18 protein-coding genes are annotated in these 19,648 nt (G+C 48.2%); 17 read left to right on the top strand and 1 reads right to left on the bottom strand.

Going from position 1 to position 19,648, the window contains the following annotated elements:
- Position 1 precedes the first annotated feature (1 nt).
- Genes SPSPH_RS15745 through buk form a run of 5 tightly spaced genes read left to right on the top strand, consistent with a single transcriptional unit; the run spans position 2 to position 5,218 of the window.
- Positions 2 to 1,306, top strand: coding sequence for a (Fe-S)-binding protein (locus SPSPH_RS15745; protein ID WP_075757296.1), 1,305 nt, complete (start codon positions 2 to 4; stop codon positions 1,304 to 1,306).
- The gene (locus SPSPH_RS15740; protein WP_269147953.1) at positions 1,282 to 1,413 is read left to right on the top strand and encodes a hypothetical protein; all 132 of its coding nucleotides are present in this window, start codon (positions 1,282 to 1,284) and stop codon (positions 1,411 to 1,413) included. Before SPSPH_RS15745 ends, SPSPH_RS15740 begins: the two co-directional genes overlap by 25 nt.
- Positions 1,414 to 1,473: 60 nt before the next feature.
- Positions 1,474 to 3,195, top strand: a complete 1,722-nt coding sequence (locus SPSPH_RS15735; protein WP_075757577.1) for a methyl-accepting chemotaxis protein — start codon at positions 1,474 to 1,476, stop codon at positions 3,193 to 3,195.
- Between the two features lie 27 nt (positions 3,196 to 3,222).
- Positions 3,223 to 4,152, top strand: a complete 930-nt coding sequence (locus SPSPH_RS15730; RefSeq protein ID WP_075757297.1) for a phosphate butyryltransferase — start codon at positions 3,223 to 3,225, stop codon at positions 4,150 to 4,152.
- On the top strand, positions 4,142 to 5,218 hold the full coding sequence (buk, locus tag SPSPH_RS15725) for a butyrate kinase (RefSeq protein WP_075757298.1): 1,077 nt from the start codon (positions 4,142 to 4,144) through the stop codon (positions 5,216 to 5,218). Before SPSPH_RS15730 ends, buk begins: the two co-directional genes overlap by 11 nt.
- A gap of 154 nt (positions 5,219 to 5,372) precedes the next feature.
- On the opposite strand, the gene SPSPH_RS15720 is transcribed toward buk, so the two are convergent.
- A complete protein-coding gene (locus SPSPH_RS15720) occupies positions 5,373 to 6,086 on the bottom strand; it encodes a FadR/GntR family transcriptional regulator (protein ID WP_075757299.1) in 714 nt (237 codons plus the stop codon).
- Positions 6,087 to 6,445: 359 nt separating this feature from the next.
- Here SPSPH_RS15720 and SPSPH_RS15715 point away from each other — a divergent pair, with 359 nt between their 5' ends.
- The 12 genes from SPSPH_RS15715 to SPSPH_RS15660 all read left to right on the top strand — a co-directional run bounded on the left by SPSPH_RS15715 (position 6,446) and on the right by SPSPH_RS15660 (position 19,644).
- A complete protein-coding gene (locus SPSPH_RS15715) occupies positions 6,446 to 7,657 on the top strand; it encodes a hypothetical protein (RefSeq protein WP_223226375.1) in 1,212 nt (403 codons plus the stop codon).
- A gap of 370 nt (positions 7,658 to 8,027) precedes the next feature.
- Positions 8,028 to 9,005, top strand: coding sequence for a GntR family transcriptional regulator (locus SPSPH_RS15710; protein ID WP_075757300.1), 978 nt, complete (start codon positions 8,028 to 8,030; stop codon positions 9,003 to 9,005).
- Positions 9,006 to 9,010: 5 nt separating this feature from the next.
- Positions 9,011 to 9,421: a methylaspartate mutase subunit S gene (gene glmS, locus SPSPH_RS15705; protein WP_075757301.1), complete on the top strand. Its 411-nt coding sequence runs from the start codon at positions 9,011 to 9,013 to the stop codon at positions 9,419 to 9,421.
- 16 nt (positions 9,422 to 9,437) lie between these two features.
- Positions 9,438 to 10,820, top strand: a complete 1,383-nt coding sequence (glmL, locus tag SPSPH_RS15700) for a methylaspartate mutase accessory protein GlmL (protein WP_075757302.1) — start codon at positions 9,438 to 9,440, stop codon at positions 10,818 to 10,820.
- 23 nt (positions 10,821 to 10,843) lie between these two features.
- Entirely contained in the window at positions 10,844 to 12,292 is a 1,449-nt protein-coding gene (locus SPSPH_RS15695) for a methylaspartate mutase subunit E (RefSeq protein ID WP_075757303.1), read from the top strand.
- Positions 12,293 to 12,457: 165 nt separating this feature from the next.
- Entirely contained in the window at positions 12,458 to 13,702 is a 1,245-nt protein-coding gene (locus SPSPH_RS15690) for a methylaspartate ammonia-lyase (protein ID WP_075757304.1), read from the top strand.
- 18 nt (positions 13,703 to 13,720) lie between these two features.
- A complete protein-coding gene (locus SPSPH_RS15685; RefSeq protein ID WP_233139162.1) occupies positions 13,721 to 14,662 on the top strand; it encodes an alanine-tRNA synthetase second additional domain-containing protein in 942 nt (313 codons plus the stop codon).
- 19 nt (positions 14,663 to 14,681) lie between these two features.
- On the top strand, positions 14,682 to 14,972 hold the full coding sequence (gene citD, locus SPSPH_RS15680) for a citrate lyase acyl carrier protein (protein WP_075757305.1): 291 nt from the start codon (positions 14,682 to 14,684) through the stop codon (positions 14,970 to 14,972).
- Positions 14,972 to 15,844 carry an HpcH/HpaI aldolase/citrate lyase family protein gene (locus SPSPH_RS15675; protein WP_075757306.1) on the top strand — a complete coding sequence of 291 codons (873 nt, stop codon included), beginning with the start codon at positions 14,972 to 14,974 and terminating at the stop codon, positions 15,842 to 15,844. Before citD ends, SPSPH_RS15675 begins: the two co-directional genes overlap by 1 nt.
- A gap of 8 nt (positions 15,845 to 15,852) precedes the next feature.
- Entirely contained in the window at positions 15,853 to 17,391 is a 1,539-nt protein-coding gene (gene citF, locus SPSPH_RS15670; RefSeq protein WP_075757580.1) for a citrate lyase subunit alpha, read from the top strand.
- A gap of 293 nt (positions 17,392 to 17,684) precedes the next feature.
- Complete coding sequence (gene citC, locus SPSPH_RS15665; protein WP_075757307.1) at positions 17,685 to 18,731, top strand: [citrate (pro-3S)-lyase] ligase; 1,047 nt, start codon at positions 17,685 to 17,687, stop codon at positions 18,729 to 18,731.
- A gap of 67 nt (positions 18,732 to 18,798) precedes the next feature.
- Positions 18,799 to 19,644 carry a fumarate hydratase gene (locus SPSPH_RS15660; protein WP_075757308.1) on the top strand — a complete coding sequence of 282 codons (846 nt, stop codon included), beginning with the start codon at positions 18,799 to 18,801 and terminating at the stop codon, positions 19,642 to 19,644.
- The last annotated feature ends 4 nt before the right edge of the window (positions 19,645 to 19,648 follow it).

Here is a 19,648-nt window from a genome sequence, read left to right as displayed (position 1 = left end):
TATGAAAGAGGATAAAAAGCTGCTGACAGACATTGAAGATGCTCTTGCTAACTGTATGAAATGCGGCAATTGCATGGAAGTATGTCCCATCTATAAAGAAATTCAGACAGAAGCGGCGGTGGCCCGGGGTAAGCTGTCGCTTATGGAGGCTGTAATCAACGGTAATGCCGAAATTTCCGCAGGCTTTGATCAGCGGATGGCTATGTGTGTGTCCTGCAAGGCATGTGCTGTTAAATGTCCCTGTGGTGTCAAAGCTGACGAACTTATCTTGCGCGGACGCCAGGCAGCGGTTAAAGCCAGAGGTCTGAACCCGATAAAAAAACAAGTGTTTGCATTGCTTGCTAACCGGACGCTGTTTGATTTCGCTCTGCGCATGGCCGGCCTGTTCGGTCCGCTGCAAATGAAAAAACTGCCCGGACGAATGGCTGTTGTTGCCCGCTTTCCGATGCCCGGACTTGACCGGCGGCGAGTGTTAGCTCCCTTTGCGGCCACGCCGCTGCGCAGCCAATTTCCTGAACATATTAATGCAGCTAAACCACGGATGAAAGTGGCATTTTTTACTGGCTGCACCATTAACTATGTATACACCGATATCGGTCAGGCAGTAATCAATGTACTGAAAGCCAATAATGTGGCAATCACCATACCGGCGAAACAACACTGCTGCGGTACGCCGGTGTATATGTCCGGTGACGTTGAACTGGCTAAAGTTTTTGCCAAACACAATGTTGAAACTTTTGAACGCGTCAATGCTGATTATATTGTTGCCGCCTGCGGCTCTTGCGCGGAAGCCTTTAAAATCGAGTATCCGGAACTGTTCCATGATGAGCCGGACTTACAGCGGCAGGCCAGGAACCTGGCTGCTAAGACCTATGAAATCAGTGAGTTTTTGGTTGATGTCTTGCGATTCCGGCAAGATACTTTGGGACCGGTACCTGCCACGGTAACTATGCATGATCCCTGCCATATGGCCAGGGGAATTGAAGTGACTGCTCAGCCGCGTGCCATTGTCGCTGCCATCCCGGGAGTGAAATTCGTCGAAATGAAAGAACCGGCCCGCTGCTGCGGGGCGGGCGGCTCCTTCAGTTTGGCGCACTATGATGTTTCCCGAAAAATCAATGATCGCAAAATTGCCGATATTGCTTCAACGGCTGCCGATACGGTTGTAACCAGCTGTGGTTCCTGCCGAATGCATATTGTTGACGGACTGGTTCAAAATGGAAGAAATCAAGAATGCCTTCATGTTGTGCAATTGCTCGACAAGGCATATGAAGCGGGGAAATGCCTGCAATTCAAGCAGCCATAAATCAGGAAACACCCAAAATTACATTACCTGGCCGCCTGGCGGCTGCTATTTTCCGTAAAGCAGGCAGCCGCCGGGCAATATGCCGGTCACTGGAGACCTCAGGCTAAGACTCATAGTAAAAACATGAGAAATTCAAGGGGGCTGAACAGAACTTTATGGGGCGCAATATGAAAGTAGGTACAAAAATTACGCTTGGCTTTATGGCAATGATGTTCTCAATTATAGTATTAAGCATAATTTCCTATTACTCCGTTAACGGCATCCGGGATCAGGTAATAGAATTAGAGAGGGCTACCACTAGGTTGACCTTATCATTAAAAGTAGAAAATGAATTTACCGGGGCGATTGGTGAGGCACGGGGTTTTGTTGCGTATGGCAATGAAAAAATGTTAGATAACTTTAGTAAAAAGTTAAATAATGCCATTGAAATAGAAAAACAGATTATGGCAGTAACTGATGCGGCAGAACAGCCTGTAGTAGAAAAACTGATAAGCGACACTACTATATATACAAAGGGGACAGAAAGTGAATTTGTGACAATTATCCGGGAGCAAATGGCCGAACAGAAAGCCGGTAATTTGGAACAGGCTAAAGCATTACAAATCCAGTCTGTTGAAATCGGAAAAAAATATGTACCTTTTGCTGAAGGGATTATGAAAGGCAGTCACATGTTAGCTGAGGAAAATACGCAAATTGTTAAATCCCGCCTGGCGGTTATCCGGGAAATTATACAAAAGATTATCATGATTTCTGCCGTCATTGGTACTGTAACTATGCTTATTGCCGGATTTTTGACAATCACCATTCCCGGCTATATAAAAAAATCCTTACATTCCATTCTTGATTCAACAAAACGCTATGCGACAGGCGATCTAAGGTTAGCTATCGCTGCTGACAGACCTGATGAATTTGGTGAGATTAGCAGTGCTATTAACGCAATGGCCAAAGGCATTAGCAATATGGTGGTAATGATGGCTCAATCCTCAGAGCAGTTGGCGGCAGCTTCCCAGCAATTGACTGCCAGCGCTGAACACTCAGCTCAGGCGGCAACCCAGGTGGCCGGATCAATTAATGATATTGCCCAGGGTGTAGAAAAACAAATGAACGAAATCGATGCTGCAACCACTGTAATTGAAAAGATGTCAGTCAGTATCACCGAAGTGGCTGCTAATAGCAGCCATGTATCGAAAATCTCATGCAAGGCCGCCGATAAAACCCAAGAAGGTAATGCCTCTGTGGTGAAAGCTGTCAATCAAATGACTTATATTGAACAGACTGTAAACCATTCTGCCCAGGTTATCACGAAACTGGGTGAACGCTCCCAGGAAATTGGCCAGATTGTTGATACAATATCAGGCATTTCCGGGCAGACAAACTTACTGGCGCTTAATGCTGCGATTGAGGCTGCCAGAGCGGGAGAGCAGGGAAGAGGCTTCGCGGTGGTAGCGGAAGAAGTGAGAAATCTTGCGGAACAATCTCAGCAAGCAGCAAAGCAAATCGCCACTTTGATTTTTGAAATTCGGGAGGATACCAATAAAGCAGTGGTTGCAATGAGTGAAGGTACCCGGGAGGTTAAGGTGGGAACAGAGGCTGTAACTATGGCCGGGTATGCGTTCAGTGAAATAGCAACACTGGTAACACAAGTATCTGAACAAGTGCAGGATATTTCTGTTGCCATAGAGCAACTGGCAAATAGCAGTGAACAAGTGGTAGCCTCTGTGGAACATGTCGACGATTGCAGTAAAACGGCAGTTGGACAAGCCCAAAAAGTAACGGCAGCTACCGAAGAACACTCGGCTGCCATCGAGGAAATTGCCGCTTCCAGCCAGAGCCTGGCCAAGCTGGCTCAGAGTTTCCAGACAACGATAAATAAGTTCCAAATTAGTTGATCCTATTTTAGCTGGAGGAGGTAGTGCATGATAACAAGGTTCGAAGAAATTGTAAAGATTTCTCAGCTGAAAGGGCCTAAAACCATTGCTGTGGCAGTTGCCCAGGACTGTGAAGTGCTGCTGGCAGTCAATAGTGCCCGGGAATTAGGGATAGCTGCCGCCATATTAGTCGGCAATGAGACTGAAATCCGGCAGATCGCGCAAGACAACCATATTGCTATAGATAAGTTCAAAATCATTGACCAAAAAAACAGTATTGAAGCCTGTAGAACGGCGGTACGACTGGTTGCACAGGGAGAAGCGCAAATAGTTATGAAAGGACTGGTAGATACTGCCGTAATACTAAAGGCTGTACTTGATAAAGAATTCGGGCTTAGGACGGAAAACGTACTGTCTCATGTGGCGGTAGCCGGTGTGACCGGCTATGACAGATTGTTTTATATTACCGATGCGGCCATGAATATTGAACCAGATGTAGCGGTAAAAAAGCAGATCATCCAAAATGCAGTACAAGTTGCTAATGCACTTGGCAATGATAATCCCAAAGTAGCTTGTATCTGCGCGGTAGAAAAAGTGAATACCAAGATGAAGGCTACCCTGGAGGCCGAGGCATTGGTAAAAATGAACCAAGCCGGCGAACTAACAGGCTGCCTTGTCGCAGGACCGCTTGCCTTGGATAATGCAGTATCACCAGAGGCCGCTAAACATAAGGGCATTACCCAGCCGGTGGCAGGTAATGCCGACATTCTGCTAATGCCGTTTATCGAAGCGGGAAATGTATTGTATAAATCCATCGTGTTTTTTGCAAGAGGCCAAATAGCGGGAATCATCGTGGGAGCTAAAGCCCCGATTGTTTTGACATCACGGGCCGATTCCGATATTGTAAAGCTCAACTCCATAGCAATCGGTGTTTTAATGGCAAGTAAAAGTGAGGAGGAAAAAAGCTATGAAGGATAAGTTTAGAATATTAGCAATCAATCCAGGATCAACGTCGACCAAAGTGGCGGTCTATGACAATGAACAGTTGCTGTATGAAGAGGTAGTCAGATATTCGAATGCGGAACTGGCAGCATTTACAACTGTGATTGGACAATACCAGTTTAGAAAAAATGGGATACTTACACTATTGGCTGAAAACAACATAGCTATTGATATCCTGGATGCCGTAGTGGGGCGGGGCGGCTTGTTAAAACCCATTGAAGGCGGCACATATGCGGTTAACGAAACCATGATCAAAGATCTGCGTCTTGCCCACAGGGGGGAGCATGCTTCGAACCTGGGTGGAATCATTGCGAAGGAAATCGCGGATACTCTGGCTATTCCTGCGTTCATTGTTGATCCGGTGGTGGTTGATGAACTTGCCGACATTGCGAAAATATCCGGTCTTCCCGCTTATGACAGGATAAGTATCTTTCATGCGTTGAACCAGAAGGCGGTTGCCCGTAAAATCTCCAGGGAGTTGGGAAAACCGTATAATGAAGTTAATCTAATTATTGCCCATATGGGCGGTGGTATATCTGTCGGTGTCCATACGGGAGGAAAAGTCGTTGATGTCAATAACGCCCTTTGCGGAGAGGGGCCATTCTCCCCGGAACGGGCAGGTGGTATTTCTACCGGCTACTTGATTGAATTGTGCTTTTCCGGGAAGTATTCAATGAGTGAAGTCAGGAAGTTGCTTGTCGGCCAAGGGGGATTAGTAGGTTATTTGGGCACCAATGACGGCAGGGAAGTGGGAAGAATGATTGCAGCAGGTAATGCCAAAGCAAAACTTGTTTATGAAGCCATGGCTTATCAGATTGCCAAAGAGATTGCGGCAGGTTCGGCCGCAGTGGCCGGCCGGGTGGATTCTATTGTTCTGACCGGTGGCCTTGCATATGATCAGCTGCTTGTCAAACTGATTACAGACCGGGTACAATTCATCGCCGATATTAAGGTTGTTCCGGGAGAAAATGAAATGATTGCTTTGGCGGAGGGGGCGCTGCGAGTGCTTAGCGGTGAGGAGCAGGCCAAAGTATACCAGTGAACTTGTTCCAGCTTTGCTGAAACATCGTGGGTTCAGGTGGAGAGTCGACTCCACCTGAACTGACACCGCCTGTAGCGGCGGGAGTCTTGACTCACCATACCAATAAAAATAGCCCCTGGAAGGGGCTATTTTTATTGGTATGGTTCCGTAGAACCTATTTGTTATTTTCCCGGCTTTTTCTGTGAGAAACATCTGATAAAACAATTCCCGGCAATAAGGATAAATGTTGCTGCATGCAAGCTTGGGCTTTCTTGGCATCGTTTTTTTCAATGGCTTTAATAATCTGTTTGTGGGTTTCCCATGCTTGCTCCGGCACACCCGGTATATTGGCTATGCGGGTTTGTTCTTCCTTAATCAGAGACATGATGGAAGTCCAGAAACCCAAAAGAATTGGGTTGTCACTTAATTCAATAAGCAACTGATGAAATAAGAAATCCTGTTTTGGGAAATTTTGGGGAGTCAAGTTATCTTTTTCTGAGCTAATACTCTCATAGAGTCTGGCAACATCCTCGGCGGTAGCACGGTTGGCAACTAATTTTATCGCATACATCTCTAAACATTCTCTGGCTTCCAAAAGCTTGGTCATATCGGTATTGCCGAATATGAAGGCAGAGTTGATATGGTTATATATAGTAGGTGGCGGACCATCGTTTACATAGGTTCCGTCACCTTGGCGAATAGACATTTTGCCCAATAATTCAAGTTTTTGAAATGCTTCTCGCAAGGTCGTCCGGCTGACACCAAATTCTTTTGTCAAAACACTTTCTGACGGGATTTTTTCCCCAGGCTTAAACCGGCCGTTTTCAAGAGCCTTTAAAACTTCTTCGACTACTGTATCAGATAATTTGACTTTTTTAATTTGAGCCATAGTTGATCCTCCGGTAAATCTAGGATATCTTATTTATATTACATGAATTTGAAATATTTTTCAACTCGACAGGTAAAAGTTTTCAGTTCAAAGATTCAATTTTTTTCAGATTCATAATTATGGAATTATGAATCTCGCCTTTACGGCGGTTTTTTTTGTCCTGACAGCAAGTATAACTTTCTGCTAGGACAGGATAAGGGTAACACCGATGCCATAATATCTTTCGCGATTGACAGGTTATTTACACAATAGTATGATGGTAATATCATATCAAGAAAGGAAGAGTATGCCAACAACGAACTTTATTATTTTTAGGCCATTAAAGGCGGCGGTGAACTACATACATTGGAGGCGAGAGGATGAGTAATATCAATAACGGGCAGCAGATGACCGGCCCGGGAAATGCAGAACCAGGCAGGAAAAAACCGATGTCAATGGGGTGGGGAATCGGACTTTCCATGGGGGCGGTCTGGTTTGCCACCCACTGTGGCGGGGGGTTTGCCACCGGCAACCAGGAAGTCAACTTTTATGTTAAATTTGGCTGGTATTCCGTTTTTCTACCAATAATCGCTATGATTCTTTTAGGCTGGGGCCACCGGAATGCCCTTGTGTTAGCCAAAGATCACAAGGCATACAACTATAAAGCCTATGCCAATGTTCTCTATCACCCGTACGAAAAGCAGTTTGGAATTATATTTGAATTCGGGAACCTTATGCTGATCGCCTGTGCCGTAAGCACGGCGATAGCGGGTGCGGGCTCCCTGCTCCAGAGTACCATGGGACTTAATTATGGTATCGGTATTACGTCAGTGGGTTTCATCACCTTGCTGTTGACGATCTTCGGCGGCGGTTTGATTATTAAGGCCTTGAACTTCAAGACTTATTTCCTGATCCCCACCCTTGGCCTGCTTGCCTATCTGGGTATTGAGGCCGGCGCGCTCCAATGGCAGAATTTTATCGCTACCAAGGAAACCTTTGGCACCGGTTTTGGAGAAGCCGTTTGGCTGATGCTTATTTATGTCGGGTTCCAATCGTTCACGGCGATGCCGATGCTGTCGGCGGCGCAAAATATTAAGACCACCAAGGAATGCAACTGGTTCATGTTCTTCGGCACATTGTTCAATGGCGTCTTTCTGTTGCTTGTCTGTCTCATGCTGCTTGGTTTTGCGCCCGGTTCTGTGAAACAGACGCTGCCGGTATACTATGTCACTACCCATCTGGGCATAGACTGGCTGAAGGTGCTGTATAGCCTCATTCTGTTCGTTGCCTTGCTGGGCAGCGGGGTAGCGCTGACCTTTGCTGCCGTTGCCCGGTTTGAATCGGTGATAAAGCCTGAAGGTATGTTTGAAAGCCTCCGGGTGCGCAGAATTTTTGTTTCGTTTGTCACGATTGCAATCTGTACAGGCATATCGATTTTTGGCCTGACCAATATTGTCGTAAAAGGTTACGGCTCGGTTGGTTATATCGGCTTATTCTTCGTACTTATTCCGGAAATCATTGTCGGTACCATCAAAATCAGGAACAATGCCAGAAAGCGCAAAGAAATGGGAATTGACGAAGAAGCACTATAAAAGTAAGGCAGAAGTCGAAATGCCATATATATCAGTAGGTTAGAATAAAAGACAACAATATAGGGTTGCTGATGCATGATTTGTACTTGGGGCACGCTTAGGCGTGCCCCAAGTTTTGTTATAACCCCTCTTTGTTTTGTCCTGACAAGATATATATGTTTTGCGTGCCCAACATAAGACCTGGCGGACGGCTAAAAATACATAGCCAGGAAACACTATTTTCAGAGGTGAAAAGCAGATAAAAAAAGTTTAATGAATACAGTATTTTTTTGTAGAATTTTCTTGCTTTTTCGCAAATGGTATGAGATAATAGCTTTAGAAATTCAAATTGGATTAATCCAATGGTCCAATTTGGTGGGATGATGATATTATGATTGTGCAAAAACTTGGCATACCTATTTATTTGCAGGTAAAAGCGTACATCTTGGACAAAATCAAGACAGGCTATTACCAAAAAGGCGATAAGCTGCCGACAGAACGCAGTTTGGCCGAAGAACTGGGCATTAGCCGCAATACCGTCAGTGTTGCCTATAAGGAACTTTTGCTTGAAGGAGTTCTTGAGGCCCGGCAGGGACGCGGTACTTTTGTCCGCGGACAGGCTGGAGATATAACGGCGGCTGGCGCGGATGTCGCAGGCAGCCGGATTGAACGGGCGCTCAAAATTATTGACGCGGCAATGGTACAGGTGGTTGAACTGGGGTTTACTGTGGAACAGTTTGCCAACATTACCGCCATCCGGGCCAAAGAACGCGAACTGTCAACCAGGCAGCTCAGGGTGGCTGTTGTGGATTGTACCCTGGAATATGTGGAACAGTTCATCGCTCAGCTCAGTCAAACGGCGCATGCGCAATTTGAACCGGTAGTGCTGTCAGACCTCTTAGCCGGTGTGGTAAAGGTTGAATTTCTTGCCGCCTGTGATCTGGTGATCACGACGGCGGAACACCAGTCGGTTGTTGCGGGGGTGCTCGGCAATACTGCCAAGTTGCTGGCTGTGGCTTCTGTACCCAATCTCGAAGCGGTCATTAAGCTGGCCCGACTGCAGCCTGGTACTGAGGTGGCTGTTGTTGCTAAAACACAGGAATTTGTGGATGCGCTTGATCGTCTCCTGACCAAGATTGGCTGTAACGGTATTGGGCTGAAAGCCTGTACCGGGACTGAACGGGAGCAGGTTAGGCAATGTATAGCCGGGTATAAGGTCATTATTGCCGCCGAGTCGATGAAGCAAATGGTACGCCAGGCAGCTGCAGAAACACAGGATATCATCACTTTTTACTACGAAATAGACCAGGGATCGCTCCAACAGGTCATCGGCCGGTTGGTAGCAGAGACTGATAAAGCAAAGGAGTAGTGGAGATGACAAACAAGGAAAAGGTTATTTTAGGCGTAATTGGCGCTGACTGCCATGCAGTCGGCAACAAAATCCTCAACCATGCTCTCACAGCGGCCGGTTATGAAGTAATTAACCTGGGGGTGCTGGTGCCTCAGGAAGAATTTGTTAATGCGGCAATCGAAACCGATGCCAAGGCAATTTTGGTGGCTTCGCTTTATGGACACGGCGAAATTGACTGCCGTGGTTTAAGAGACCGTTGCCGTGAAGCCGGCATTGAAGACATTCTGCTGTATGTTGGCGGTAACCTGGTTGTTGGTAAATCTGATTTTACTGAAGTTGAGAAAAAGTTCCTTGCTATGGGCTATGACAAAGTATATGCGCCAGGCACACTGCCTGAGCAAGTGCTTGCCGATTTGAAAGAGGACTTGAAATAATAAAGGGGTCTTTGCTTTGAATAACGTTTTGCTTATCGATTTTGGCAGTACATATACCAAAATTACAGCAGTAGACGTTGAACAGGAGCAAGTGTTAGGTACTGCCAGAGGTATTACTACTGTCGAGACAGATATCATGGACGGTTTGAATCAAGCATTAGCCGCACTCACTGCCAAGACTGGCAAGCTGGAGTTTGAGAAGGTGCTTGCCTGCTCAAGCGCTGCCGGCGGGCTTAAAATGATAGCTGTCGGCCTGGTGCCTGAGATGACTGCTGAAGCAGCCAAACGGGCTGCCTTGGGAGCCGGTGCCAAGGTGCTGAAGGTATTTACTCATGAACTGAATGAATATGAGATTGAAGAAATTGCCGGACTTAAGCCGGACATCATTCTCTTGGCCGGCGGCACCGACGGCGGAAATCAAAAAGTAATTTTGCATAATGCCAGGATGCTCGCTGAACTGGGGCTGGATGTGCCTGTTGTCGTGGCAGGCAACAAATCGGTAGCCCCGGCGGTGGTCAAAATTCTATCAGAAAAGCTTTCTGTAGTGCGTCCTACCGAAAATGTTATGCCAAAGCTGGATGAACTCAATATTGAGCCCGCCCGCGCCGTGATCCGGGATATCTTTTTGAAGCGGATAACCGAAGCAAAAGGCTTGAACCGGGCCAATAAAATGGTTGACCGTATGGTAATGCCGACACCGGCTGCCGTGCTTAGAGCCGCTGAGCTCTTAAGTCAGGGAGCGGGCAAGGAGCCTGGTCTGGGTGATTTGATGGTTGTTGATATCGGCGGGGCAACTACTGATGTCTATTCCATTGCCAAAGGCGACCCGACGGTCGGCGGGGTAAACTTAAAAGGTTTGGCTGAACCGTTTGGCAAGCGCACGGTCGAAGGCGACCTGGGTATGCGCTACAGTGCCGGAGCGCTGTTAAAGGCAGCCGGAGCTGAGTTGATTGCCGAATTTGCCGGAGTTACCGAAGCAGAAGCTGCGGCCTATGTGTTAAAAGTGGAAGCTGATATTGATCACCTGCCGCAAACCGAAGCCGAGGCCAGGATTGAAATTGCCATGGGCAAAGCCTGTGTGCGGCTGGGGGCGGACAGGCATGTCGGACACTTAATCACCTACTTTACGCCAATGGGCAGCTCGTTTGTCCAGCATGGCAAGGATTTGACAAAAGTGACGGCAGTAATTGGCACAGGCGGGGTTATTGTCAACAATCCCGAGCCGGAAGAAATTTTAAAAGGCATATTGTTTGATGAAGCCGATCCGCTGGTGCTCAAACCGAAAGAAGCCCGGTTCCCTATTGACAAAGAATATATCATGTCCGCAATGGGCCTGTTGGGAGAAGAATACCCGCAGGTTGCTGTACGGATGATGAAAAAGTATATCGTAACGAAATAAATGATTAGAGGAGGCTACTTAGCATGGAACTTAAGAATAAAAAGTGGTCGCTTGACGAATTTAATGCCATTCGCGCAGAAGTTCTCAAAACCTGGCCAACTGGTGAAGGTGTAAATTTTGAAGAAGGCGTAAAATATCAGGAAACTATTCCGGCCAAGCGTCATTTTGCCAAGCTGTTGGTAAAAGCTAAGAAAAACGGGGAAACCCTTACTCAGCCGCGTGCCGGTGTTGCTCTGATTGATGAGCATATCAACCTCTTGAACTTCCTTAGAACAGAAGGGGAAGCTGATCTTCTGCCTTCGACTATTGACAGCTACACTCGTCAAAACCAATACAAAGAAGCCCAAAACGGCATCGAAGAAAGCCTCAAGGCCGGTCGTTCACTTTTGAATGGCTTCCCGGCTGTTAACCATGGTGTAGAAGGCGTTCGCCGCGTAGTGGAAAGCGTAGACGGAGCGCTTCAGGTTCGTCATGGCACTCCTGATGCCAGACTGTTAGCAGAAATTACCATGGCTGCCGGTTACACCTCTTACGAGGGCGGCGGTATTTCCTACAATATCCCGTACGCAAAAAGCGTTTCTCTGGAAAAAACCATTTTTGACTGGCAGTATTGCGACCGTCTGACCGGTCTGTATGCTGAGCACGGTATCGAAATTAACCGCGAGCCGTTCGGACCGTTGACAGGTACCTTGGTACCGCCAAGCATTTCCCATGCGGTTGCTGTAATTGAAGGTATCCTGGCTGCCGAGCAGGGTGTAAAAAATATTACCCTGGGCTATGGCCAGTGCGGTAACCTGGTGCAGGATATTGCTGCCATCAGAGCATTGGAAGAGCTGGGCGAAGAATACATGGCCAAACATGGCTATCAGGATATGGTTCTTACCACTGTTTTCCATCAATGGATGGGCGGATTCCCGCAGGATGAAGCGAAAGCCTTCGCTGTAATTTCCTGGGGTGCTGCGGCTGCGGCTCTGTCCAAAGCCACGAAGGTTATTGTTAAGACTCCGCACGAAGCGCTCGGCATTCCGACCAAAGAAGCCAACGCTATGGGCCTGAGGACTACCAAGCAAATGATCAACATGCTCAAAGATCAGGTATTCCCACAGACCCGCGAACTGGAGCTTGAAATTAACATGATTAAAGCCGAAACTCGCTGCATTCTTGACAAAGTATTTGAATTGGGCGGCGGCGACTATGCTATCGGTACTGTACGCGCTTTTGAAGCCGGTGTACTTGACGTACCGTTTGCACCAAGCAAATTCAGCCTGAACAAAATCCTGCCTGCCCGCGACAATAATGGCGCTGTTCGCCTGTTTGACGTTGGCAACCTGCCGTTCACGCCTGATATTGTTGCTTTCCACCAGGACAAAATTGCTGAGCGTGCCAAGGCAGAAGGCCGTGCGGCAAGCTTCCAGATGGTAATTGATGATATCTATGCCATCTCCAAAGGCCGTCTGGTAGGCCGTCCGTAATCCGGATATAAGAACGCCGTCCAAATCGTAAATTAAGAAAAAACGGGGGGTGAGATTGCTGCGCAATATTGCAATAGCTACAGGAGGGTACCAATCTCATCTGTTGTCAAGCAAAGGCAAAGCAATCTCACCCCTACATTTTTAAAAATAAGGAGAGATTTTATCATGAAAATAGTTGACGTAGTATGCTCCAAAGGCCGTACCGGTTTTTACTTTGACGATCAGCGGGCGATCAAAGCCGGCGCTGGCCATGACGGTTTCACTTACATCGGAGAACCTATTACCGAAGGTTTTAAATCAGTTCGCCAAGCCGGCGAAGCGGTATCGGTAATGCTTGTTCTTGAAGACGGACAAATTGCTTACGGCGATTGCGCAGCCGTTCAATACAGCGGTGCAGGCGGACGCGACCCGCTGTTCCTGGCCGACGACTTCATTCCTGTTATTGAAAAAATGATTAAGCCCCGTCTGGTTGGCCGTGAGCTTTCCTCTTTCAGAACGCTTGCCGAAGAAATTGACAGCCTGAACGACGAGAGTGGCAAGCGGATTCATACCGCCCTGCGTTATGGCGTAACCCAGGCCATCCTTGACGGTGTTGCCAAAGCAAAAAAACAACTCATGTGCGAAGTGGTTGCCGAAGAATACAATACTACCGTCAGCGACAAAGCCATTGCTATCTTCACCCAGTCCGGCGACGACCGCTATAACAATGTTGACAAAATGATTATTAAAGCCGCTGAAGTACTGCCGCACGGTCTTATCAATAATGTTAAAGAAAAACTGGGCGAAAACGGCGAACTGCTGGTTAAATATGTTGCTTGGCTGAGAGACCGTGTAGCCCAGCTCAAAACCACTGGCGAGTACCAGCCGGTATTGCATATTGACGTGTATGGAACTATCGGCCAGGCTTTCAACAACGATGTTGAGCGCATCGTAAGCTATATGCGTGAACTGGAAAAAACCGCAGCTCCTTTAAAACTCCGCATTGAAGGTCCTGTTGACGTGGAAGAGCGTGAAAGACAAATTGAAGTACTTGCCCAAATTACTTCCCGTCTGCATGAAGAAAAAATCAATGTTGAAATTGTTGCCGACGAATGGTGCAACACACTGCAAGACATCAAAGACTTTGCCGATAAAGGCGCCGGTGACATGCTGCAAATCAAAACTCCTGACCTTGGCGGCATCAACAACACCATCGAAGCTGTACTGTACTGCCATGAAAAAGGGGTTGGCGCTTATCAAGGCGGCACCTGCAACGAAACTAACCGTTCAGCCGAAGTATGCGTCCACGCTGCTATGGCTACCAAGCCTGTACAAATTCTGGCTAAACCTGGCATGGGTGTAGACGAAGGTTATATGATAGTTTATAATGAAATGCAACGTATTTTAGCAGTACGTAACGCCCGTAAGTAATAAAGGGGGAGCTCGTTTATGAAGTCTGCCATGATGCCAGGTTACGGCAATCAACTGATGTATTCCAGTTATTTTGCGCCGCGTGGACGCAACCGGATGTACGCTTTGGGACAGCAATTAAGTGAACGGTATTTATCGCCGCTTGACCGGCTTATCGGTATTATCGGTGATGCCGGCGCAGGCAAATCATCCTTGGTCAAGGGCATGTTTCCCGGTCTTGAGCTTACCAATGATGACGACGGCGTAAATATCAGACCACTGCCGCTGCTCAAAAATATCGACAGAGGCTTTTTTTCAAGCCATACCTATCATGTGGATATCCGGTTTGAACTGGCGTTTACGCAAATACACGAATTAGTTGAAGCTGTTACCCTGGCGCTGGCTCATAATAAACGGGTTATCGTCGAACATTTTGATCTTTTGTATCCTATGCTCAAAACCAACGCCGATGTACTCATCGGCGTTGGCGGCGAGGTTATTGTTGTAAGGCCGACGGTGTTCGGGCCGGTGCCGCAGGAAATACGCGACGTTGTTGTCAAAACTTTGCAGTTCCGTAAGATGGCACACACGGCGGAAGACCTTACCAACCGCATTCTGGTGGAAGAGTATGGCGCTATTCTGGAATTTAGCCATCGTGATGTCCATCACGGTTTTGTCCTTGAATATCCGCTGGAGCTATCTGCCGATATTAAAGAAGTTGAAGCTAAGGTTAAGAAGCTGATTGATGAAGGAATAGCTATAAGCTACTGTGATGAAGGCCATATTAAGATTGGCGATTTGTCCTGGTCGTGTTCAGGACCGCGCACCCATGTGCGCAATACTGAAGATATTGAGAATTTCCGGCTTGTGCCGGAATATAAATATGACCCTAAAACGCGTACCTATCTCATTATCGGTCTTGTTGGACCGAGGTCTGACACCCTTGATGGCTTTACACTTTTAAATACCATCAATTGCTAGAGGTTTTCAGGAGGTTAGTATGAATGCACTCAAACCGGCGCAAGCCGGTACTTTAGAATCGAATGATATTATGATAACAGTTGCGCCGGGCAGTAAAGGCAGCGGTGTCGTTATTGAGCTTGAGAGCAACGTTTTGACCCAGTACGGTCAGGCGATCAAGCAAGCTATTGCCGCCGTAGCTGCCAGGCAAAATGTTACCGATGTATATATTAAAGCCGTTGACAGAGGGGCACTTGACTGCACAATTCAGGCCCGTACCCTTACGGCTCTGAGCCGGGCCGGCATTATTCTCCAAAAGGAGATGATATAATGGATTTGCGCCGGACTATGCTCTTTATGCCAGGCAACAATCCTGGCATGCTGCAAAACGGCGGCGTATTCGGGGCCGATGCCCTGATTCTCGACCTGGAGGATGCAGTAGCGCCTCAGGAAAAAGACGCTGCCCGTCTGCTGGTTGCCCAAGCATTACAAACCGTGGATTATGCCACAAGTGAAAAAGTAGTGCGCATCAATCCCCTTGATACCTTTGCCGCAGAAGACATCAAGGCAATTGTGCCTTGCCGCCCGGATGCGCTGCTTGTTCCCAAAGTGGAAAAACCGGAAGATATTATTGAAGTGGTTCGTATGGCAGCAGCTGCCGAACAGCCGGGACAACCCCCGGTTAAGCTGATTGCTCTGTTGGAAACTCCTGCCGGTATTGCCGAAGCTTATCGCATTGCCAAAGCAGATGCGCGGGTAGTGGCGCTGGCTTTTGGCGCGGAAGACTATACCGCCGCCCTTGGTGCCAAACGTACCAAAGAAGGAACCGAAATTTTCAGTGCCAGGAGCATTGTGGTCAATAGTGCCGCTGCTGCCGGCATTCAATCGATCGATACCCCGTTTACCGATGTAAATGACCGGGAAGGTCTGCTTGAGGATACTGAACTCGCCAAACAGCTTGGGTTCAAAGGCAAATTAGCCATAAATCCGCGGCAAATTGACGACATCCACAAAGTGTTTAATCCTACTGACAAGGATATTGACTGGGCACAGCGGGTGATAAAATCCATCCGCAAAGCTGAAGCCGAAGGCTCAGGCGTAGCTTCGCTTGACGGCAAAATGGTGGATGCGCCCATTGTTGCCAGAGCGGAACGTATCCTGTATTTAGCCCGTTTGCTGGGCCTGGCAAAGGAGGGCGTATAATGAATCAACTGAAAAATGCCATCGGCCGCGAACTGCCTGAATATATTGAGGGGTATGGCAAGGTACGGCCTTTTGCCGGCGCTTTTGCCACCAGGCCTGATATGGAGCGCCGGGCACCTAAAGTGAAACGGATTCTGCCTGGTGAGCAAAAACTGGCAGATGATTTGGAAACCGTGTTTAAACGTATCCCGGTTACCGACGGTATGACCTTGTCTTTTCACCATCACCTCAGAAATGGTGACGGTGTTGTAAATATGGTGCTGGCAGTGGCTGCCAAGCTGGGAATTAAAGATCTGACCGTTGCGTTAAGCTCTGTTTTCCCGGTGCATGCGCCAATTCTTGAACATGTTAAAACCGGTGTGGTTACAGGACTGGATACCAACTACATGTCCGGTCCGGTAGCCCAGGCCGTATCACGCGGTGAGTTTCCCCGTCCGGTTGTACTTAGAACCCATGGCGGCCGGGGCCGCGCCATTGAATGCGGCCAGCTCAAAATTGACGTAGCCTTTATTGCCGCCCCGGCGGCTGACGACTACGGCAACCTGAATGGCATCGAAGGTCCTGCGGCTTGCGGCTCACTGGGCTATGCCATGCCTGACGCGCAATTCGCTGATCATGTGGTGGCCATTACCGACAACCTGATGCCTTATCCGCTGTCTCCTATCTCCATCCCGCAAACCCGGGTGGATTATGTGGTTAAAGTAGACTCAATTGGTGACCCCAAAGGGATAGTGTCCGGCACAACCAAGATAACCCGCGACCCGGTGGGACTTAAAATTGCCGAAACTACCGCGAAAGTCATCAAAGCCGCCGGACTTATTAAAGACGGTTTTTCTTTTCAGACCGGAGCGGGCGGAGCATCACTGGCTGCTGCTTACTATGTGCGCCAAATGATGGAAGAAGCCAATGTCACCGGCAGTTTTGCCTTAGGCGGAATCACCGGCTATATGGTAGAAATGCTGGAGTGCGGCTTATTTAAGAAGCTTATTGACGTGCAAGGGTTTGATTTGGAAGCCGTACGCTCTCTGGCAGCCAATCCCAATCACTTGGAAGTGGGGGCCGACTTTTATGCCAGCCCGTTCAACCAGGGGGCAGCCGTAAACAAATTGGATGCTGTAGTATTGGGTGCTACTGAGATTGATACCAATTTTAACGTCAATGTTGTAACAGGTTCTGACGGTGTGGTTATGGGCGGTTCCGGTGGACACAGCGATGCTGCCGCCGGTGCTAAAGTAACCATTATTGTTGCCAATTTGCTGCGCGGTCGCCTGCCGATCATCATGGACAGGGTGCTGACAGCAACCACACCCGGCGAAACCGTCGACGTGCTGGTTACCGAACGCGGTGTTGCGGTTAATCCCCGCCGTACCGATTTGTACGAGCAGTTTAAAGCGGCAGGTTTACCGCTTAAAACTGTGGAAGAATTAAAAGAACTGGCTGAAAAAATTGCCGGTGTACCGGAAAGCATCTCCACTCAGGACAAAATTGTTGCTGTAGTTGAGTACCGTGACGGTACGGTAATTGATGTTGTAAAACAAGTAGGCTAGTACTATGTTGACCATAACCTGAGATTGCTCCGGCTGCCTCCTGGCAAGTGACTTACCGTCATTGCGAGTGCCAGCGTGGCAATCTCGGTTTTTCATGTAGTACCTTGTCGCATCTAAAATTTGAGATTAGATGGCAAGGATTTTTTCGCCCTGCTAGGCGGAGGAGCCGCGCATATCGGACATATGTAAGGCGACGACAACAACGCAGGGCGGAAAAAGACTGCTATATAATCCAAAGAATTAGGTGCGATAAGGTACTATGGCGCCGGTGTTTTAAGGAGGGGTGTGTGTGTATGTGGGGTAACTATGATATGCGGGAAATTAACCTTGACAGTACCCGGGAAGTGGAGGCTGTCCGTGCCTTTTTGGCAGACTTTGACCTCACTTTTGACGGTGCTGTTGAATATACGGTAGCCTTTTTTCAGAATGAGGAGATGGTTGCCACCGGCTCGCTGGCAGGTGAAGTGCTGCGAAATATTGCTGTTTCACCCCGGCTGCAGGGAGAAGGGCTAACCGCCAATGTGGTAAGCCAGCTCATGCAGCAGGCCAGACAGCGCGGCATATATCATTATTTTATTTACACCAAACCTACTGCCGCTCCGATGTTCGCCGGATTAGGTTTTAAAGAAATAGCCCGCGCCGAACCGCACGCCGTGCTGCTGGAAGCAGGCTTAGGTTCGATTGAGGAATATTGCCGGGAAATAGCTAAAAAGGCTGAAAGCCTGCCTGCAGGTCCCCGAGCGGCGCTTGTTGTTAACTGCAACCCGTTTACCCTGGGGCACAAAGCGGTAATTTCCAAGGCAGCCGCAGATAATAAGGCAGTTGTTGTGCTGGTTGTCAGTGAAGAGCGGTCTTTGTTTCCTTTTGAAGTACGCTTGCGCCTGGTACAGGAAGGTTTGGCCGAATTTGATAATATTCTGGTATTGCCTGCCGGAAAATATATTATTTCAGCGGCGACCTTTCCCGCTTACTTTACCCGGGGGGAGGCTGCTTTTCAAGCTCAGACCCGTCTGGATGCCACGGTATTTGCCCGCTACATTGCGCCGGCACTTGGTGTTGACAGGCGGTATGTCGGTGATGAGCCATATTGTGCGACAACTTCCAGTTATAACGAAGCTTTGGCTGACCTATTGCCGCAATATGGAATCAGTCTTACTGTTATGCCCCGGATTATGAGCGGCAGTGAGCCCATCAGTGCCTCGCGCGTGCGAGAACTCGTGCGCCAGGAAAATTGGCCTGCCATCAAAGAACTGGTGCCGGCAACAACCTATCAGTATTTGCTGTCACCGGAGGCTCAGCCTGTCATTGCCCGCATTAAAGCCAGTCATTCACGGCATTAATGTAACCGTCTTAAACCGATTCGAATCGTACAACGAGTTACGCGTAACCGTTAAAAAGGAGGATATGATGCGTACAATTGAAGCTTCTCAAATCACAGCCGCTGTAGCTAAACTGGCTGTTGATGCCAACTATTATTTGACAGATGATATCCGCGCCGCTTTGGAGGCTGGCCAGGAAAGAGAAGAATCACCCCTGGGCAAAGCCATTCTTGGCCAGTTAGTAGAAAATGCCTGTATTGCCCGTGACGAGCAAATGCCTATTTGCCAGGATACCGGCATGACGGTAATTTTCATGGAGATTGGCCAGGATGTCCATATTACCGGCGGCAATTTAGAAGATGCCGTTAACGCCGGGGTAGCCAAAGGCTATACCGAAGGCTATCTGCGCAAATCAGTGGTTATGGAACCGCTGTTTAACCGTAAGAATACCGGGAATAACACTCCTGCAGTACTGCATACCAGCATTGTTCCTGGTGACAAATTAAAAATTACCCTGGCTCCCAAAGGCTTTGGCAGTGAAAACATGAGCACTTTAAAAATGTTCAAGCCGTCCGATGGATTGCCGGCAATCAGAAAATTCCTTGTTGATACCATCTTTAACGCCGGCTCTAATCCCTGTCCGCCGATCGTTGTTGGTATTGGCATTGGCGGCACTATGGAAAAAGCGGCCCTGCTGGCGAAAAAAGCCTTGTTGCGCCCTATTACCAAACGCAACCCGCATGAAGAGTATGCCAAGCTGGAACAAGAATTCCTTGAGCTTGTCAACAATACAGGTGTCGGTCCGCAAGGCCTTGGCGGCCGGGTGACAGCGCTGGCTGTTAACATTGAATATTATTCAACACATATTGCCGGGTTGCCTGTGGCGATTAACATCAACTGTCATGCTACCCGTCATGCCGAAGTTGAATTGTAGGAGG

The sequence above is a fragment of the Sporomusa sphaeroides DSM 2875 genome, from assembly GCF_001941975.2.
Lineage (GTDB): Bacteria > Bacillota > Negativicutes > Sporomusales > Sporomusaceae > Sporomusa > Sporomusa sphaeroides.
The sequence above is the reverse complement of the archived record's forward strand: the minus strand, read 5'-3'. Positions and strand labels throughout refer to the sequence as shown.